An 18,419-nucleotide genomic window follows, 5' to 3' on the forward strand; every position below is an offset into this window, starting at 1 on the left:
GGTCAGCGCGGCAGCACGGCCACGATGCGCAGCGGCCCGCCGGAGCCGGCGCGGATCTTCATCGGGAGCGCGATGACGAGCGCGCCTCGCGGGGGGAGCGACTCCATCGAGGCGACGTTCTCGAACGCCGGGATATCCGCCCCGAGCAGCGCCCGATGCGCCATGAAGGTCCTCGATGGGCCGTGATCGATGCTCGCCGTGTCGATGCCCACCGCCCCCACGTTCCGCTCGATGAGCGCCCGCGCGGCGTCCTCGCCGATCCCCGGAAAATGCAGCGCCTCGGCGTGGCCAGGTCGATCGTCGCCGAGGTAACGCTTCCTGTCAGGCCAGCGCGCGCCCCAGCCCGTCCGGATCATCACGATGGTGCGCGGCTCGATGGCGCCGTGCGCCCGCTCGAACGCCTCGATGTCCGCCGGGGTCACGAGGTAGTCGCTGTCCCTGGCCGCGGCGGCCGACACGTCGACCACCACCGCGGAGCCCACGAGGCGGGACAGGGGCACGGCGTCCGCGGTCGATTTGCCCTCGGCGAAGTGAATGGGCGCGTCGAGGTGCGTGCCGCCATGCTCGGGCGCGCAGAGCGTGTACGCCGAGTAGAAGTAGCCGCCCTCGGTCTTGCCGTGGTGCACCGTGCCGTGGGTGAATCCCGTCGTCGCCGTGGGCCAGTAGATGGTCTTGTCGTCGAAGGGATAGGTCAGGTCGACGAGCCGCGCGCCCTCGGGCAGGCGGATGTCGCTCGCGCCAGCTCCTCCAGGCGTGTTGCCCCGCGCTCCCGCCTGCTCCGCCGCGCAGCCCGCCGAGAGCGCGGCGAGCACGAGTATCGTCGTGATCAACGTTCGCATCGAGCCCCTCCTGGCCGGCCATGCGACCGGCCGCCGGAGATGATTCTGTCACCGGCCTCGCGCCGGGGCATCGATCCTGAGGTCGCGCGCGGGAGAGCAACGCGGGCAGGACTCGGCTGGGTCGACAGCCAGGTCACGAACATCGAGCGTCGCCTGGACAAGGCCATTCGTTTGCGGATCGACGGCGAGCCGCGCGTGCTGCACGTCGAGTTCTGCTTCGCGCTCCGCGACGACGTTCCGGATCGCGTCTTCGAGTACCTCGGATTCCTCTTCGCCGCGCTCCGCCTCGATGCCCACAGGGAGGCGGTGCCGCCAATCGAGAGCGTCGCCGTGGTCCTGTCGGGCCGCAGGCGGCGACTGCCGACGATCTGCTGAAGGAGCTCGTCATGATGGTGGAGGACAAGGAAGAGGGGCTGCTCCGGCGCACGCCGATCATCGGGGAAATGATCATCGAGGCCGAGCGACGCGGCGAGGAGCGCGGGGAGCGACGCGGCGAGGAGCGAGGCAAGCAGCAGGCGATCGCGGAGCTGCTCGGCCGGCTCTTCGCCCGGCGGCTCGGGCGGCGACCGACGGCCGAGGAAGAGCGCTCGATCATCGAGCGAGCCCGCGCCATCGGTCCGGGCGAGGTCGAGGATGCCTTGCTCGATCTGGAGGCCGACGCGCTGGTGCGCTGGCTCGCGGAGCCGCTCCGCACGTCGTGAGCTCCGCGGGAGGACGGCTCTCCGCGCGCGTGATCGCAGCGATTCGACCCAGGTAGGCGCAGCCGCCGCACAGCAGCCGCAGCGGCGTGGCCCCCATCGGGAGCGACCGTCGACCCGAGCGGCCCGGTCATCCGCGCGGGCGGCGGTCAGCCGCTCCGGCGGGGCGCCCGCTTCTTGGCTCCGGCGTGCGGCGGGCTCCTGGGCTCCCTCGGTCGCGGCGCCCCTTCGAGCTCCGCTTCAAGCCCCTTGAGGATCAGCGCCAGTCCATACCGGAACCGCGCGTCCGTGTCGGTGCTCAGGAGGTGCGGGAGCGCCGCCGCGAGGTGCGGGTAAGCTCCTCGCTCCACCGCCTCGCGGAAGAGCGCTGGATCCGCCTTGCCAGGGTCTGCTCCCGGGCGGATCACGAGGGCCTGCTCCTCGAGGGTGAAGCCGATCACGTAGTACACGATCGACCAGCACCCCCACGCCGCGGCGCGCGGGGAGAGACCGGCGTCGCTCAGCGCGCCGAGCAGCACCTCCGAGACCCGCAGCGTGTTGTCCTGCGCGACGTAGGTCCCCGCGAACACCCGCGCCCCATCGCGGTGCGCGAGGAGCGCCCTGCGGAGCCGCTCGGCCATGTCCGCCGCGAGCTCCATCCCCGAGAGCGCTGCCGGCACGCTCTCCGCGCAGCCCGCCAGCATGGCCTCCGCCATCGCGTCGAGCAGCTCCTCCTTGTTCTTGATGTGCCAGTAGAGCGTCGCCGCCTGGACATCCAGCTCCTGCCCGAGCCGGCGCATCGTCAGCGCGTCGAGCCCGACGTCGTTCAAGAGGCGCAGCGCCGTCGCGACGACCTGCTCACGTCGTAGCCGCATCGCTGGCCCTTCCCTCGTTCGCGCCCGGAAGTCGAAGCACGGCCTTGACTCTAACACCGTTCAATTTACTCTAACGTTGTTAGAGTTTGGGGTGTGGAGGTTTCAATGTCGGTGCAAAATGATGTTGTTGTGGTTGGCGGTGGCCCTGTAGGGATGTTGCTGGCCTCGGAGCTCGCGCTCGCGAAGGTCCGGGTCCGTGTGCTGGAGCAGCGGCGGGCGCGCACCGAGCAATCGCGCGCGCTCACGGTGCACCCGAGGACCCTGGAGATCCTCGAACAGCGCGGGATCGTGGACCGCTTCCAGCGCCGGGGCGTGCCGATGCCGGCAGGGCATTTCGCGTGGCTCGACACGCCGCTCGATTTCTCGCGCCTCGACACGCGGCACCCGTACACGCTGTGGCTGGCCCAGGCGCAGACAGAGGCGCTCCTGGAGGAGCGGGCCCGCGAGCTGGGCGTCGACATCCAGCGCGGTCGCTCGGTCGTCGAGGTCGCGGAGAGGGAAGGCGAGGTCGCGCTGCGGGTCGAAGGCCCCGCGGGGCAGGCCGAGGAGCGCGCGCGTTACGTGGTGGGGTGCGACGGGGCGAGGAGCGTCGTACGACGCTCGATCGGCGTGGGGTTTCCGGGCACGGAGACGACGGTGACGGCCATCCTGGGCGACGTGGAGCTCGACGAGCCCCCGGCCAGGCCGTTCAGGCACACGTGCGCGCGCGGCTCCGTGCTGGCGGCCCCGCTTCCACCCGGCGATCACGAGGGCGTCTATCGCTTCGTCGTGTTCGATCCGCAACGGGCGCACGTGAGCACGTCCGAGCCGGTCACGCTCGAGGAGCTGCAGAGCGGCGTCGCGCGGATCGTCGGAAGGGACTTCCGGATGCGCAATCCACGGTGGCTGTCGCGCTTTGGCAATGCGACGCGGGTCGCCGAGCGGTACCGGCGCGGGCGGGTCCTCCTCGCGGGCGACGCGGCGCACATCCACTTTCCCGCCGGCGGTCAAGGGCTCAACGTCGGTCTGCAAGACGCGATGAACCTCGGATGGAAGCTGGCAGCCGAGGTGAACGGCTGGGCGCCGCCCCACCTCCTGGACAGCTATCATGCCGAGCGCCACCCCGTGGGCGTGGCCCTGGGGCGCAACACGGAGATCCAGACCAAGCTCGGCGACTTCTCGGAAGCGGGGCTGGCGCTCCGCCAGATGATGAGCGAGCTGCTCGCCATGGATCCCGTCAATCGGCGGATCTCCGGGATGATCAGCGCGCTCGACGTCGCGTATCCGGCCGGCGGGGCAGCGGAGGCGCACCCCTGGGTCGGCAGGCGGGCGCCCGATCGCGCGCTCGTGACGGACTCCGGCGCTTCGCGGCTGTACGAGCTGCTCCACACGGCCCGGTTCGTCCTGCTCGACCTCGCCGGCGCGGTCGATCTCCGGGGGGCAGGCGCGGCGTGGGGCGATCGCGTCGACGTCGTCCGCGCGACGGCCGCGCCGCAGAGCGATCTCGCCGCCGTCGATGCGGTCCTTGTGAGGCCGGACGGGCACGTCGCGTGGGCGAGCGACGCTGCCCGGCGGGCGACGCGCCTCGCCGATCTGAGGAGCGCGCTCGCGTCCTGGTGCGGGCCCGCGTGAGGCCGCGAGGGTCCACTCACACCTTCGGCTCGGAAGAGGTGGAGAAGGTGGAGCGCCGGCGCCCGTTCGCGCGATCAGCGCCCGCACGCTCCTGGGTTCGGCCTGGCGCGCCCCGACGCGAAGCGCTAGCGTCTGGTCAGGGTGCGCAGGGGCGCCCTCCCCGCCGGAAAGAAGCCTTTCACCCTGCGACGCGACGACCGCGAGCCACCTCGCACCGTCATGACCACGTCGACATCCTCGGGCCGAGGGAGCGGGTAGCGGCCGATTCAAGAGGAGACGTCCATGATGGATCCCGTTCGCGAGCTGAAGACCCGCGCCGAGCTCTTGCACAAGCAGCTCGCGTCGAACGACGCCAGGGCGCTCTCGCGCCTGCGCGCGCTGCCCGAGCTCGGGCGCGCCGACGAGGACGCGCTCGCCGCGGCCGTGGCCGGCATCCGCAGAAAGCACTGCCTCGCGGTGGTCGCGCGCGAGTGCGGCTTCTCGAGCTGGGAGCGCGCGCGCCTCGCCCTCGCGGGAGAGCCCGGCGCGCCCGAGCTCGGGACGCTGCTCTACGGCCGGGATGGCGGCGTGCTGCACCACTGGTTCGCGACCTACGAGGAGGCGCGCGCCCACGTCGAGGCGCTGCCAGAGGCGCCGCGCGGCTATCTCCTCGCGTACAGACACCACTTCTTCGTCGCCGATCGCGCGTTCGTCGCGTCGCTCGGGCTCGATCCCGACGACCCGGACTGGCAGGCGATCGGGTGGGACTGGGCACGGCCCGCCGATCTCGCCGCGCGGAGCCGCCTCTACGCAAAGCGGCTCGCCTCGATGCGGGGGTGGGCATGAGCGCCCCGGAGCTGCACCCGGACCTCACCGCCGCGCTCGAGGCAACGTTCCCGGGGCGCCCGGTCCAGGACGTGACCTCGCTCTCCGGCGGGTTCTCCGGCGCCGCGCTGATCGCGTTCGTCGTCGACGGCGCGCCGTACGTCGCGAAGCGCTTCGCGGTCGATCCGAGCGATCCGGAGCGCGCCGCGCGCGAGAGCGCGTGCATGCGCATCGCGTCCGAGCGCGGCGTCGCGCCGCGCCTGCACCACGCGGACGCGCGGACGGGCGTGACGATCATGGACCGCATCGCGGGGACACAGCTCCGCCCGACGCGCGATCCGGCGCAGATCGAGCGGGTCGCGGCGGCGTTGCGGCGGCTCCACGACGGTCCGCCGTTCCCGCGCAGCCCGTCGCGCATGGACTTCCTGCGCTCCCTCGACGCGCAGTGCGCCGCGCTCGGAGGCGCGGGCCTGCCAGCCGAGCTCGTGCGCACGGTCGTCGAGCTCGAGCGTGTGAGCGCGCCGCACGCGCACGCCGCCGCGTGTCATCGCGACCTCAACCCGAACAACGTGCTCGTGGCGGCCGAGCGCGTGTACTTCGTCGACTGGACCCACGCGGGCGCGGGAGATCCGTTCATCGATCTCGCGCAGCTCGGTGTCTTTGCGTGCCCGCGGCCGGAGCAGCGCGAGGCGCTGCTCGAGGCGTACCTCGGGAGGCCAGCGAGCGACGGCGTGCGCGCGCGGGCGGGCCTTGCGCGCGCCATCGCCCTCGCCTTCTACGCCGCGAGCTTCTTCTTCGTGGCAGCGCGCCTCGGCGGGCCGCCTCCTGAAGACGACGCGTCCCGCCCGCTCGCGGAGGTCCTCGCCGCGTTCGGCGCCGCGCCGGAGCGAACGCACCCCGGCGTCGTCGCCGCCGCCTTCCTGCGCGAGATGCGACAGGAAGCCCGGGCGCTCGACGTCCTGCGCGGCTGGCCATGACGTCACGCTGAAGGCATGGGCCGCGAACCCCCGACAAGGATCGCGACCCACCTCGATGCTGCCCAGCGCGCTCCGCGGCCAGGGTGACGCTGCCCGTCGGGCCGCGACCCGGCGGCTGGCAGCACGCCAGCAGTACATTCAGGAAGGCGCGGAGTCCCCTTGTGGGGACTCCTTGCCTTTTCTCGGGTGAAGCGCTCGAGCGGGCTGAGCTCGAGGTGCGCGCCACAGGAAGGCGCTCTGGCGTCGAAGGAACAATGACGCTTCTCCGTTCATGAAGACCGGGGCTTCCGCGAGGCAAGGTCCATTGGGCGGCGGTGCGTGGGATTGCGATGATTGCGCCAGGTGCATCGCGCGGATAGCGTGGGTGCATGAGGAGCTGGGAGCAGCAAGTCCAGGCCGCGGCCGCGACGCTCGGCATCGCCGCGCGGGGCCGCGACGCGGAGGGCCTCGTCGGGGGGCGCCGCGTCTCCGTGGAGCTCAGCGACATACAAGAGCATCCGTACGTCCGCGTCCATGGCTGGCTCCGGCCATCCCTCGATCTGGGCCTCGAGATGGGCCGCCGGCAGACGACCCTGGGCTTCGTGAACGCGGTCGTGACCGGCAGCGACGACCTCGACAGCGAGTTCTCGATCGCAGCGGATGACCCTTCCCGGACAGGGGATCTCTTCACCGTGGCGCTCCGCGAGCACCTCGTCGCCCTGCACCGCGCGTCCTACGAGCTCCGCGTCCACGACGGCGGTTGCACGCTCTCCGAGCCGTACGGCTCCACCGATGAGGCGTGGATCGTGCGCGCCGTCCACAGCGCCGCGCAGACCGTCGAGCTCCTCGACGATGCGCGCGTCGGCCTCCGCGCCGCCGCGTCGCTCGCTGGACACGCCGAGGCGCTCCGCGCGCTCGCCGCGGCGCGCGGCCTCGCCTTCGCGAGCGTTCCGCTCTCGGTCACGGGCCGGATCGAGGGGGGGCCGATCGAGATCGGCTCGGCGCGCGCGGCGCGCGACCGCCACCGGATCACCGCGCGCGCGAGCTTCGAGACCGAGCTCGGCCTTGGCCTCGCCGTCCGGCGCGAACGACTCTTCGACCGCCTCGGCACGATGCTGGGCGGGCAGGACATCGTCGTTGACGACGAGGCGTTCGATCGCCGCTTCCTCGTGCGTGTGGATCCGCGGCAGACCGACCGAACCCCCGCGCTGCTCGACCCCGGCGCCCGTGTGGCCCTCCTCGCCCTCGACGAGCGCGCTGGCCCCGTTACCATCGACGATCGCGGCGTGACCGTGGGACCGATCGCCCCCTCGATCGCGCCGGATACGATGGTGTGGGCCATCGACACGCTCGACGAGGTGCGCGCACGGATCGAGCGCAACCTCCTGCGTGGCCCCGGGGGCGGGCCCTACCGCTAGCGATGGCCGGGCCGAGGCGCAGGCTGCGACATTGACCCGCTCCTCGGTAGCGCACGCGTTGCGCCCGAGCGCCATGCCCCGCGCTTCTTTGATATACAAGCCAGGACGGAACCGAGGTGCGGATGAACGGTGACACGGATTACATGGCTGTCGTTGCGGAGAACCAGCAGCTGAAGCAGCGCATCCGGGAGCTGGAGGAGGCCGAGGAGGCGCGGGATCGCCTCCAGGCGGAGCTGCGCCAGAGCGAGGAGCATGCGCGCGTCTTTGTCACCTACAGCCCGGCTGCTGTGGCCATGTTCGACAAGGACATGCGCTACATCCTGGTCAGTCACCGCTGGCGGGAAGATTTCGGCATGAAGGAGCGGGACATCATCGGCCGATGTCATTACGATCTCTTCCCCGAGATCCCCGAGCACTGGAGGGCGATCCACCGGCGCTGCATCGCAGGGGCCTCGGAATCGAATGATGAAGAGCCCTTCCCGCGGGCCGACGGGAGCGTCGACTGGGTGCGCTGGAAGATCTTTCCCTGGTACAAGTCGACCGGCGAGATCGGCGGGATCATGCTGTTCACCGAGGTGATCACCGACCGGAAGCGGCTCGAGGATACGCTCCGGTTGCAGGCCAAGACGCTCCTGGAGCTGTCGACGCCCATCGTGCCCATCAGCCAGGGCGTCCTCGTGCTGCCGCTCGTGGGCGTGCTGGACGCGGCGCGGGCGCAGCAGATGATGGAGAACCTGCTGAGCAAGGTGGTCGAGCGGCAGGCGCGGGTGGCGATCATCGACGTCACCGGCGTCCCGCACATCGACGCGGCCTCGGCGAGCGCCCTCCTGCAGGTGGCGCGGGCGGTCCGGCTGATCGGGGCGCAGGTCGTCCTGACGGGCATCCGGCCGGAGGTGTCCCAGGCCATCGTCAGCCTCGACATCGATCTCGCCGGCGTCGTGACCCGTCGCGACCTGCAGAGCGCGATCTCGTTCGCGACCGGGATGAGCCTTTCGCCCGCGTCGACGTCCCAGCCTTGACGCAGCTTGCCCGGGGGCTGCTGCTGGAGCAGCACCCCCGCAGCACGCGCCTGCTGCTCCAGCAGCAAGGGCTTGTCCGGTATAACGGATCCGTGTCTTTTGAAGCGGACGTAAGCCTGGTACGCCGCATGCAGAACGCAGAACGCAGAACGCAGAACGCAGAGTGCAGAACGCAACCTGCAGCGGCGCAACGAGCGTCGAGCTGCTTTCCTGACAGAGTGCGCGGCGTGCGCCGCGTGCGGCTGAGTTTCCTTCGTTGCCGGGAGGCGTCGGGGCGTTCGCGCCCTCTCTGAACTCTCCCCCGGGACGGCGCGCTGGAGCGTGCGGGCGCGGTCACAAGGCCGAGCGCATCGATTGGTGCTTCCGCCCGACCTGCCCTGCTGGCCACGGTGAAGGATTGGTCCGCACAGTGCAATGCGTCAGGGCGATAGTCGATCTGAAGAAAGCCATGAAAGATCCAGTGATCGCGCTCGACGCGGTCTCATCCGCCCTCGCGATCACGACCCTGACGAACGCCCTCCCGGGCGCGCCAGCCGTCGTGTGGCGTCGGGGCGCGACGCGCTGTAGGGGCGCCGCGCTCGCGGCGCTCTAGCTCGAAGGCCTCTCACATTCTCAGCACAGGAGCGGGCGCCTGGTCGGCGCGCGGCCTCGTGCGCCCTGGGCGCGGCTGCCCGGCGCCGATGGCCGCCGCGCGGCCGCGCGATCGCGCCATGGAGTCATCGTCATGAGCGTCTCATCCTCTCACCTCTCGCTGAAAGACGGCAAGAAGACCTCTCGATCGCGGCTGGTGCGCGACAAGCTCGATTACCCGGTGATCGACACCGATCTGCACACGATCGAGTTCGCGCCGATCCTCGAGGATTACATCGCGAAGTACGGCGGCGCGAAGTCCGTCGACGCGTTCCGCGACGCGATCAACCGGGGCTTCGGCTACCTGAGCAACGAGTGGTACGAGCTCACGCCCGAGCAGCGCGCGGCGCAGCGCTCGGTCCGCCCGCCGTGGTGGGCGCTGCCGACGAAGAACACCCTCGATCTCGCCACGGTGTCGCTGCCCAGGCTGCTTCACGAGCGGCTCGGCGAGTCGGGGACGGACTACGCGGTTCTCTTCCCGAACGTCTCCACGTTCGCCACCCACGTCGGCAAGGAGGACCTGCGCCGGGTGCTCATCCGCGCGGTCAACGCCTATCACGCCGACGTGTACCGGCCGTACGCCGACCGCCTCACGCCTGTCGCGGCCATCCCGCTGCACACGCCGGAGGAGGGCGTCGAAGAGCTCGAGTTCGCCGTGCGCGAGCTGGGCCTCAAGGTCGCCCTCATCCCGGGCAACCTCCGGCGGCCGATCCGGTCGGTGGCCGAGAAGTACCCGTCGCGGCACCACCCGGACGTCGCGCGGCACGCCAACTGGCTCGACACGTTCGGCGTCGACAGCGAGCACAACTACGACCCGTTCTGGGCCAAGGCCGTCGAGCTCAGGACGGTGCTGACCACCCACTCCGCCGGGATGGGGTGGACCAGCCGCAGCTCGGTCTCGAGCTACATGTACAACCACATCGGCCACTTCGCCTCCGCCTCCGAGGCGCTCGCGAAGTCGCTCTTCTTCAGCGGCGTGACCCGCCGGTTCCCCGATCTCCGCGTCGGCTTCCTCGAGGGAGGGGCGGCGTGGGGCGCGACGCTGTTCGCGGATCTGGTGGGGCACTGGGAGAAGCGCAACGGCAGGGCGGTCCAGAACTACAACCCCGATCTGATCGACGCGAAGCTGCTGTACGCGCTGTACCAGCAGTACGGCGGCGAGGAGGTCGGGGCGCGGCTCGGCGACATCCACGCTGTCCTCGGCGGGGCGCTCGGCGTCTCGAACAACTCGCGGAGGCAGCCGCAAGACCCGGGCGCGCTCGACGACTTCGCGGTGGCGGGCATCGAGCGGATCGAGGACATCCGCGACCGGTACGTGCCGAATTTCTACTTCGGCTCGGAGGCGGACGACCCCACGATCGCGTACGCGTTCAACACGAAAGTCAACCCGCTCGGCGTGCAGCTCAACGCCTTCTGGGCGTCGGACAGCGGCCACTGGGACGTGCCGGATCTGACCGAGGTCCTCGCGGACACCTGGAGCCTCGTCGAGCGCGGGGCGCTCACGGAGGCGAACTTCCGCGATCTCGTGTTCACCCACCCCTACAACTTCTTTGCCGGCAAGAACCCCGGCTTCTTCGCCGGGACCGCGGTCGAGCAGAAGCTGCGGAAGAGCAAGGCGGCCTGACGTGGAGCGTCGGGCGGGGCGACGGAAGCAGCCCCGCCCGACCGTAACTGTGAATCAACGAACCCCTCTGGATCCATTCATGCGTTTGCTCGACCGCTCAAGAACCGCCATATCATCGATCCTCGCGACGAGCCTCGTCCTTTGCGTGACGCAGGCGAGCGCGCAGAACCCGCCCGGCAGAGCCCAGGGCGAGCGTCCCGCGCCTGCGCCCGCCGGCGCGGCTCAGGCGCCTGCCGGCGCGGCCCCTGCGCCCGCCGGCGCGGCCCCTGCGGCTGCGGCGCCTGCTGGCGCAGCCCCCGCCGCGCCGGGCGCCGCGACCGCCGCTCCGGCTGCTCCCGGCGCCACCCCCGGCGCGCCGGACGCCGGCACCCCGCCCGCGGGCGACGCAGCCGCGGAGGCCTTCGTCGAGCCGGATCCCAACGCCGTCACGCGGGACGACCTGCAAGGGCTCGTCACCGACCTCGAGAACTTCAAGTTCCAGTGGCAGCGAGAGCGCGATCTCCACACCGCCCTCTCGACCCGCTCCCTCCTCGTCGGCGGCGTCATCCAGGCGCGCGTCGGATGGACGGAGCAGCCGGTGACCACGGCGACCTCGAACGATCGCAAGGTGACGTTCGACACGGGCGCCGCGACCCTCACGTTCAATGGCATCCTCTACAAGGACTACGAGGAAGGCCGCAACCTGACCTACTCGGTGCGCTTCGGCGCCTCGCCCCAGCAGGCGAGCAACAACAGCTTCCTCAACCTGCTGGACGCCCAGCTGGCGTACTCGGTGCTCCCCACCCTCGCCCCGGAGGACTGGGTCCTGCAGGTCACCCTGGGCCAGCAGCTCCTGCCCTTCGGGCTGGAGGTCCCCGCGAGCGAGGAGCTGAAGCCGGTGATCACCAACGCGCAGTTCACGACGAAGCTCGGGCTGAACCGGCGCGACCTCGGGCTCATCGTCCGCGGCGACGTGCTGCCGCAGGTGGACTACGGCTACAACTACCGGGCGCCCCTCCTCGCCTACGCGATCGGCATCATCAACGGGAGCGGGCCGAACACGCCCGACGACAACAGCGAGAAGGACATCATCGGCCGCCTCGCGTTCACCGTGCCGTCCGACTACAACTCCATCCTCCGCCAGATCACGCTCGGCGGGAGCGCGTACATCGGCTGGCAGAACACGTTCCTCAAGGACGAGAAGAAGACGCGGTCCGGCAAGGGCGTCAAGCGCCGCTTCGGCGGCGACGTCTACTACAACCACTATCCGATCGGCGTCACCTACGAGTTCATCTACGGCCAGGACGACGTGACGCTCGGGACGACGGCGGAGGACCCGCGGAAGACGAGGCAAACCAGCCTGTCGCACGTGGCGACCTTCTTCTACAACTGGGGCGAGCAGTTCCTGAAGGGCTACCGCAACCAGGGCCGCTACGACGACTGGTGGCCGAAGACCTACCAGCCGTTCCTCCGCATCGACCTCTTCGACCCCAGCACCGAGGTGCAAGAGAACCGGGTCGACGTGTACACGCTCGGCTTCAACGTCTTCTTCGCGGAGACGACGAAGTTCCAGCTCAACGTCAACCGTCGAGACGACCGCACGAGCACCGAGGGGGCCAAGCACGAGGTCCTAGCCCAACTCCAAGGCGCCTTTTGAGCGATGCTCGCCCGCTTCGGATACGGGCCCACCTCGACGTTTTCGGTGCTCGGCGTACGTGAGTACGCCTGCGCGCCGAAAACGCCGATCTGGGCCCGTCTCCTGTGCGGGCGAGCATCGCTCTGGCGGCGGTGGGACGACGGTATGCAGCGAATTGGGAGAAGAGATTTATGAGACGAGCTTTGATTTTTGTGCAGATACTGGTCGCGGTGATTTTGACGTTGTCGGCGCATGTGGCGCGGGCGGAGGCGCCTAGCGTCATCCGGGTGGCATTTGCGGGGGTGGGGATCGGGAACCGGCCGTTCGTCGGCGGTAGCAGCTTGAGCGTGGTGCACGCGCGGGGGCTCCTGGAGGAGGAGTTCAAGAAGGACAATATCAAGATCGAGTGGTCCTTCTTCAAGGGGGCCGGGCCCGCGGTCAACGAGGCGTACGCGAACCGGCTGCTCGACTTCGCGCTCCAGGGAGACCTGCCGTCGAGCATCGGCAGGGCAGGGGGGCTCAAGACCAAGCTCCTCGCGGGGGTGTCGACGAGGCAGCATACGTACCTCGCCGTCCCGGCGGACTCGTCGATCGCGTCGCTCGCGGACCTCAAGGGGAAGAAGGTCGCCCTCTTCAAGGGCACGAACCTGCAGCTCGCCGTCAACAAGATCCTCGCGGGGAGCGGGCTGTCGGAGCGCGATCTCCGGATCCTCAACATGGACAGCGCGACCGCGAAGGCGGCGCTGGCGACGAGGGACATCGACGCTGCCTTCGGCGGGTACGACCTGCTCACGCTCCAGGATCAGGGGGTCGCCAAGATCGTCTACTCGACGAAGAACGACTCGCCGGCCTACCTGCGGCACGCCCACCTGATCGTCACCGAGGACTTCGCGAACAAATATCCCGACATCACGAGGCGCGTCGTCAAGGTCGTCGTGCAGGCCGCCCACTGGATCGCGCAGAACGAGGCCAACCCGGCGCCGATCTACCAGCTCTGGTCCAAGTCGGGGGTGCCGTACTCGAACTTCAAGGCGGACCAGACGGGCGACTCGCTCAAGGTGCGCGCGAGCCCGCTGTTCGATGACTACCTGATCTCCCGCTACAAGGCGGCCGCCGCCGACGCGAAGCGGTTCGGCCTGATCAGGAACACGTTCGACGTCGACTCCTGGATCGATCTGCGGTTCCTGAACGCGGCGCTGAAGGAGCTGAACCTCGAGGGCTACTGGCCAGAGTTCGACGTGAACGGGAAGGTCAAGCACCCCGGGAGGTCATGAGAGGAGAGCGCGCGGCGAAGGGGCCTAGCGCAGGGGCGGAACGCCACGAGAGAAAGGCAACCAAGATGACGCAGCAGGGAATTCAAGAAAGCCAGACCCAGGCCGGCTACAAGCTCGCGGCGCCCGACGTGGCGCTGCCCGCGGGCGGCGCCTCCCGGCTCCTGTCGCGGAAGGTGGGCAACGTCGCCGTGGGGCTCGTCTTCCCGGCGGCGCTCCTCCTCGCGTGGAGCTACGCCTCGCAGCGCGAGCTGATCCCGGCGCAGATCCTGCCGGCGCCAGGGCTCGTCGTGCAGACGCTGACCGAGCTCGCGAGCTCGGGCGATCTGCACACGAACATCGCCATCAGCTTCGGTCGCGTCCTCGGCGGCTTCGCCGCGGGCGGCGCGGCGGGCCTCGCGCTCGGCATCGCGATGGGGCTCTCGCGGCGGATCGAGGAGCACGTCCACCCGCTCTTCAAGGCGCTCGCGCAGGTCCCCGCGCTCGCGTGGCTGCCGCTCGTCATGATGGTGGCGGGGATCGGCGAGTCGCTCAAGCTGATCCTCATCGCGCAGGCGAGCCTCATCCCCGTGGCGATCAACACGTTCGAGGGCATCAAGAACGTGCCGAGATCGTACATCGAGGTGGCCCGGGTCTTCCGCTTCAGCCATGCTCAGCTGCTCCGGAAGGTCGTGCTCCCCGCCGCGGTGCCGTCCATCGCCGTCGGCGTCCGTTACGGCCTGACGCAAGCGTGGCTGTCGCTCGTCACCGTCGAGCTCCTGGCCTCGTCCGAGGGCGTCGGGTTCCTGATCGTCTGGGGCCGCCAGCTGTTCCAGCTCGACGTGGTGCTCGCGGCGATCCTCGTCGTGGGGATCGTCGGGCTCGCGCTCGACAAGGGGCTCGAGGCGATCGAGGCCCGCCTCCTCCGCTGGCGGCGCGCCGCCCTGTAACACCTCACCGAAGACGCCCTGGTACACCTCGCCGAAGAACACACACGATGAGCGCCATCACCCATGCTCTGATCCAGCCGCGGCTGCGGCGCGGCCTGGTCCTGCCCGTCCTGCTGTTCGTCGCGTGGCTCGTGGTCTGCCGCTACGAGCTCGCCAACACCCGCATCCTGGTCCCGCCGCTCGCGGTCTGGAAGGCCGCGAGGGCGCTGCACGAGAGCGGCGATCTCTGGGCGCACCTGCGCGCCAGCCTCGCCCGGGATCTCCTTGGGCTCGCGCTCGGGATCGTCGCGGGCGGCGCCGTCGGCGGCCTGCTCGCCGTCTCGCGCACCGCCGACAAGCTGTTCTCACCGAGCTTCCACGCGGCGAAGCAGGTCGCGCTGTTCGCGTGGATCCCGCTCATGTCGGTGTGGCTCGGCGTGGGCGAGCAGGCGAAGATCGCCTTCATCGCGCTCTCCGCCTTCTACCCGGTCGTCGTGAACACCTATGAAGGCGTGCGCAGCGTCGGTGTCGAGCACATCGAGGTGGCGCGGGTGCTCCGCTTCTCGCGGTGGCAGATCCTCCGCAAGGTCATCCTGCCGTCCGCCGCGCCGTCGCTCTTCGCGGGCGTGCACCAGGGGCTCATCTACGCGTGGCTCGGCACGCTCGGGGCCGAGTACCTGCTCGAGCCCGCCCCCGGGATCGGCAGCCTGATGGTGGACGGGCGCGAGCGCTTCGCCATGGATGTCGTGCTGGTCGGGCTGATCGTGTCCGGCCTCGTGGGCTTCGGCCTGAACGCGCTGGCCAAGGCCGCGGAAGACCGCCTGTTGCGATGGCGCGTCCGCGGCGTGTGAACGCCGTCAACGTCGTCAACGTCTGATTCCGTCTGCTTCGTCTGCTTCGTCTGCTTCGTCTGCTTCGTCTGCTTCGTCTGCTTCGTCTGCTTCGAGGAGGAACTCATGGGCTCGCCTGGAGTCATCAACATTCGCGATGTCAGCAAGAAATACGTGGTCAAGGACAAGCCCCTGGAGGTCCTCCGGGGGATCGGCCTGACCATTCACCCCGGCGAGTTCATCAGCGTCGTGGGCACGAGCGGTTGCGGTAAATCGACGCTCCTGCGGCTCCTCGTCGGGCTGGACGCCGACTACGAGGGCGACATCCTCGTCGGCGGCGCGCGCGTCGAGGGGACGAGCCTCGATCGGGGCATCGTCTTCCAGGAGCACCGGCTCTTCCCCTGGCTCACCATCGAGCAGAACGTCGCGCTCGGGCTGGAGAGCTCGGCGTGGACGCACGCCGAGAAGACGCGCGCGGTCGACGAGCACCTCGAGCTCGTGGGCCTGTCCGGGTTCAAGCGGGCGTACCCGCACCAGCTCTCCGGCGGGATGGCCCAGCGGGCGGCGATCGCGCGGGGGCTGGTCAACCGGCCGGGCATCCTGCTGCTCGACGAGCCGTTCGGCGCGCTCGACGCGCTGACCCGCGCGAAGCTGCAGCAGGAGCTCCAGCGCATCTGGCAGGAGGAGAAGATCACCATGATCCTCGTCACGCACGACGTCGAGGAGGCGGTGTTCCTCGGTGATCGCGTCGTCGTGCTCGAGCCGCGGCCCGGGAGGATCAAGCGCGTCGTCCCCGTCAGCGCGCCGCGCCCGAGGTCCCGCACCGATCACGAGATCAAGGCCCTCGTCGACGAGGTGCGCGGCTACCTCCTCGAGGCCTAGCGCGACGGATCGAGGCGCAGCGTGACGGAAGGCCCGAAGCCATCCGGGACAGCCGGTGAGGCCGCGCCAGAGAAAGATCTCTGGCGCATGACAGGACCATCCGTTATAATGGACGAACCATCCGCTATCATGGTGAGTAAAGCCCGATGACGATGCCCTTGCTCACGCTTCCCAACACGAGCTCGCCGGCCCTTTCTGTGCGCGCCAAGGCCCTTGTCTTCGAGGATCCACGCTCGCAGGCGATCCTCGAGCGGATCCGGCAGCTCTCGCCGAGCGACGCGACGTTGCTCGTGACGGGGGAGACCGGCACGGGCAAGGAGATCGTGGCCCGTCACATCCACGCGTTGAGCCACCGGCGGGGGCGGCCCTTCGTGGCGGTCAATTGCGGCGCCTGGTCGGAGTCCCTCGTCGAGAGCGAGCTGTTCGGCCACGAGAAGGGCGCCTTCACGGGGGCGACGAACTCGAAGGCCGGGTGGTTCGAGGCCGCGGACGGCGGGACGCTGTTCCTCGACGAGATCGGGGATCTGTCGCTGCCGCTCCAGGTCAAGCTGCTCCGCGTGCTGCAGGAGCGCGAGGTGGTGCGGCTCGGCTCGCGCCAGCCGATCCCGATCGACGTGCGGCTCATCGCGGCGACCAACGTGAACCTGGAGGAGGCGGTGATCGCGCGGAAGTTCCGCGAGGATCTCTTCTACCGGCTCAACGTGGCGACGCTGGCGCTCCCGCCGCTGCGCGAGCGGCCGGGCGACATCCTCCCGCTGGCGCGCTACTTCCTCGATCTCTACGCGCACCGGCTCGGCTCGGAGCCCGCCGTGCTCACGGCGGAGGCGACGGCGCGGCTCCTCGGGCACCCGTGGCCCGGGAACATCCGGGAGATCGAGAACGCGATGCACCACGCGCTCCTGGTCTGCAAAGGCCAGGAGGTCACCCCGGCGGATCTGCGCCTCACGGCGCTCCTGCCGAAAGCGGGGGCCAGCATTCCTCCGCCGGAGCAGGGGGCGACGGACGCCGTGTCGCAGGTCAGGCCGACGCCGCAGGCGACGGCGCTGGAGGGCGCGCTGCTCGCGCTGTTCGAGCAGAACCTGCCGAACCTGCACGAGCAGATCGAGGAGACGATCATCCGGACGGCGTACCGCTACTGCGATCGCAACCAGCTCCAGACGGCGAGGCTGCTCGGCATCAGCAGGAACATCGTGCGCGCGCGGCTCGCGCAGTTCGGGGAGCTGGCGCGCTACCGGGCGTCGCGCGGCGGGGCGGCGGCCGCCGCGTTCGGGCGAGGGGAGGCGAGCCCCGCGCCGCGCGCCCCGGGGACGACCTGAGCGAACGCTGCGCGCGCGTCAGCTCGGCTGTGCGGGGCACGTGGGCTCGGTGAGGCGAGCGAGGCCGGCGGGGGCGCCTCAGGAGCGCGAGGGGGAGGCCGGCCGGGGGCGACCCGGCGTGCGGGGGCGAGCCCTCGCGCCCGGGGCCTTCATCCCGAGGGCCTCTCGCACCGTCGTGGCCGTGGCCGCCTGCGCGATCCACCGATCGAGCTTCGCCGCGTCCGCGCAGGCCCGGATGCGCGCCTCGTCGTCCTGCGAGGGGGAGAGCCCGCGCGCCCGCAACAGCGTGAGCAGCGCGTCTTGACGGCCCTTGGCCTCGCCTTCGGCTCGGCCCTTGGCCTCGCCCTCGGCTCGGCCCTTCTTCCGTCCCTGTGCTTCGAGGAAGAGGCGGAGCTTCCGGGCAGCGGGTGTCTCCGGGATCTTGTCGGGATTCATCGATGCCTCTCTGAGGAGCTCCAGCATCCGCTCGCTGAGCACGGAGAGGATCGCACGCTGCTGGGCCCGTCGCAACGCGCGTGGCAATCGCTCGGTCAGCTCGAACGCGCGCTCGACGACGGCGCGCGCCGCAGGCCCATGGCGGTGCTGCATGGCCCAGGCCGCGAAGAGCGCGAGCTCCGGGTGGCGCTCGTCGAGCAACGCCTTGCCCTCGGCGTGGCCGAGGTGGAGCACGACCGGCTTGAGCTGGAGCACGGTCCCGAGGCGCGTCCGCACGCACGCCACGCGCTCGGCCCAGCGGGCGACGGCGCGGCGCGCGGTGATGACGATCACGTCGCCGAGCGCGCCGGTCTGACTGAAGAGCAGGCTGGCCGCGAGGGGCCACCGGCGGCGCTTGGCCGGATCGACGCTGCGCTGCAGCTCGACCAGGACCCAGCGGCGCCGGCCGCCATGAAGGACGAGATCGAGCCGCAGCTCCGCCGGCTTCACGAAGCGGAGCGTGGCGTCGGCGGGCTTGAGGCGTCGCGGCAGCCGCACGCCGGTGAGCTTGGAGACGAGCGCGCCGAGCAACCCCGGCTGCTCACGCAATGCGACGATCAAAACCTCGTGCGGTGTGCTCGGCACGGCGCGTGACTACGCCGAAAGGGTGGTGAGCGGCCAAGTTCTGCTCGTCTCCCGCGCCCACCTTACTCCAGCGCATCGGAGGCAC

General features: G+C 70.3%; 18 protein-coding genes. 15 read left to right on the plus strand and 3 right to left on the minus strand.

All coding sequences use genetic code 11. The features are described 5' to 3' along the window. Positions 1–2: 2 nt before the first annotated feature. Positions 3–839 carry a cyclase family protein gene (locus WMF44_RS07115; RefSeq protein WP_437298368.1) on the minus strand — a complete coding sequence of 279 codons (837 nt, stop codon included), beginning with the start codon at positions 837–839 and terminating at the stop codon, positions 3–5. A gap of 39 nt (positions 840–878) precedes the next feature. Here WMF44_RS07115 and WMF44_RS07120 point away from each other — a divergent pair, with 39 nt between their 5' ends. Further along, positions 879–1,214, plus strand: a complete 336-nt coding sequence (locus WMF44_RS07120; RefSeq protein WP_437298369.1) for a hypothetical protein — start codon at positions 879–881, stop codon at positions 1,212–1,214. Positions 1,215–1,225: 11 nt separating this feature from the next. Then, positions 1,226–1,540, plus strand: coding sequence for a hypothetical protein (locus WMF44_RS07125; RefSeq protein ID WP_437298370.1), 315 nt, complete (start codon positions 1,226–1,228; stop codon positions 1,538–1,540). A gap of 146 nt (positions 1,541–1,686) precedes the next feature. Here WMF44_RS07125 and WMF44_RS07130 read toward each other — a convergent pair whose 3' ends face one another. Beyond that, positions 1,687–2,391, minus strand: coding sequence for a TetR/AcrR family transcriptional regulator C-terminal domain-containing protein (locus WMF44_RS07130; protein ID WP_437298371.1), 705 nt, complete (start codon positions 2,389–2,391; stop codon positions 1,687–1,689). Between the two features lie 105 nt (positions 2,392–2,496). Here WMF44_RS07130 and WMF44_RS07135 point away from each other — a divergent pair, with 105 nt between their 5' ends. From WMF44_RS07135 to WMF44_RS07195, 13 genes are all read left to right on the plus strand, one after another. Beyond that, positions 2,497–4,002, plus strand: a complete 1,506-nt coding sequence (locus WMF44_RS07135; RefSeq protein ID WP_437298372.1) for an FAD-dependent monooxygenase — start codon at positions 2,497–2,499, stop codon at positions 4,000–4,002. A 282-nt stretch (positions 4,003–4,284) separates the two neighbouring features. Then, positions 4,285–4,827, plus strand: coding sequence for a hypothetical protein (locus tag WMF44_RS07140; protein WP_437298373.1), 543 nt, complete (start codon positions 4,285–4,287; stop codon positions 4,825–4,827). Beyond that, entirely contained in the window at positions 4,824–5,783 is a 960-nt protein-coding gene (locus WMF44_RS07145) for a phosphotransferase (RefSeq protein ID WP_437298374.1), read from the plus strand. Before WMF44_RS07140 ends, WMF44_RS07145 begins: the two co-directional genes overlap by 4 nt. Before the next feature lie 368 nt (positions 5,784–6,151). Next, positions 6,152–7,180 (plus strand): hypothetical protein, encoded by a 1,029-nt coding sequence (locus tag WMF44_RS07150; protein WP_437298375.1) that lies wholly within the window; start codon positions 6,152–6,154, stop codon positions 7,178–7,180. Positions 7,181–7,302: 122 nt separating this feature from the next. After that, positions 7,303–8,199, plus strand: coding sequence for an STAS domain-containing protein (locus WMF44_RS07155; RefSeq protein WP_437298376.1), 897 nt, complete (start codon positions 7,303–7,305; stop codon positions 8,197–8,199). A 448-nt stretch (positions 8,200–8,647) separates the two neighbouring features. Then, complete coding sequence (locus tag WMF44_RS07160) at positions 8,648–8,791, plus strand: hypothetical protein (protein ID WP_437298377.1); 144 nt, start codon at positions 8,648–8,650, stop codon at positions 8,789–8,791. 132 nt (positions 8,792–8,923) lie between these two features. Further along, entirely contained in the window at positions 8,924–10,453 is a 1,530-nt protein-coding gene (locus tag WMF44_RS07165; RefSeq protein ID WP_437298378.1) for an amidohydrolase family protein, read from the plus strand. A gap of 145 nt (positions 10,454–10,598) precedes the next feature. Continuing rightward, positions 10,599–12,089 carry a hypothetical protein gene (locus tag WMF44_RS07170; protein ID WP_437298379.1) on the plus strand — a complete coding sequence of 497 codons (1,491 nt, stop codon included), beginning with the start codon at positions 10,599–10,601 and terminating at the stop codon, positions 12,087–12,089. Positions 12,090–12,259: 170 nt separating this feature from the next. Continuing rightward, a complete protein-coding gene (locus WMF44_RS07175) occupies positions 12,260–13,342 on the plus strand; it encodes an ABC transporter substrate-binding protein (RefSeq protein WP_437298380.1) in 1,083 nt (360 codons plus the stop codon). Positions 13,343–13,407: 65 nt separating this feature from the next. After that, positions 13,408–14,268, plus strand: coding sequence for an ABC transporter permease (locus WMF44_RS07180; protein ID WP_437298381.1), 861 nt, complete (start codon positions 13,408–13,410; stop codon positions 14,266–14,268). Positions 14,269–14,315: 47 nt separating this feature from the next. Beyond that, complete coding sequence (locus tag WMF44_RS07185; protein ID WP_437298382.1) at positions 14,316–15,098, plus strand: ABC transporter permease; 783 nt, start codon at positions 14,316–14,318, stop codon at positions 15,096–15,098. 105 nt (positions 15,099–15,203) lie between these two features. After that, entirely contained in the window at positions 15,204–15,959 is a 756-nt protein-coding gene (locus WMF44_RS07190) for an ABC transporter ATP-binding protein (RefSeq protein WP_437298383.1), read from the plus strand. Positions 15,960–16,111: 152 nt separating this feature from the next. Further along, positions 16,112–17,275 carry a sigma-54 interaction domain-containing protein gene (locus tag WMF44_RS07195; RefSeq protein ID WP_437301538.1) on the plus strand — a complete coding sequence of 388 codons (1,164 nt, stop codon included), beginning with the start codon at positions 16,112–16,114 and terminating at the stop codon, positions 17,273–17,275. 78 nt (positions 17,276–17,353) lie between these two features. Here WMF44_RS07195 and WMF44_RS07200 read toward each other — a convergent pair whose 3' ends face one another. Continuing rightward, positions 17,354–18,334 carry a hypothetical protein gene (locus WMF44_RS07200; protein WP_437298384.1) on the minus strand — a complete coding sequence of 327 codons (981 nt, stop codon included), beginning with the start codon at positions 18,332–18,334 and terminating at the stop codon, positions 17,354–17,356. Positions 18,335–18,419: the final 85 nt, after the last annotated feature.

Source organism: Sorangium sp. So ce426 (genome assembly GCF_051475585.1).
Classification (GTDB): Bacteria; Myxococcota_A; Polyangia; order Polyangiales; family Polyangiaceae; genus Sorangium; species Sorangium cellulosum_B.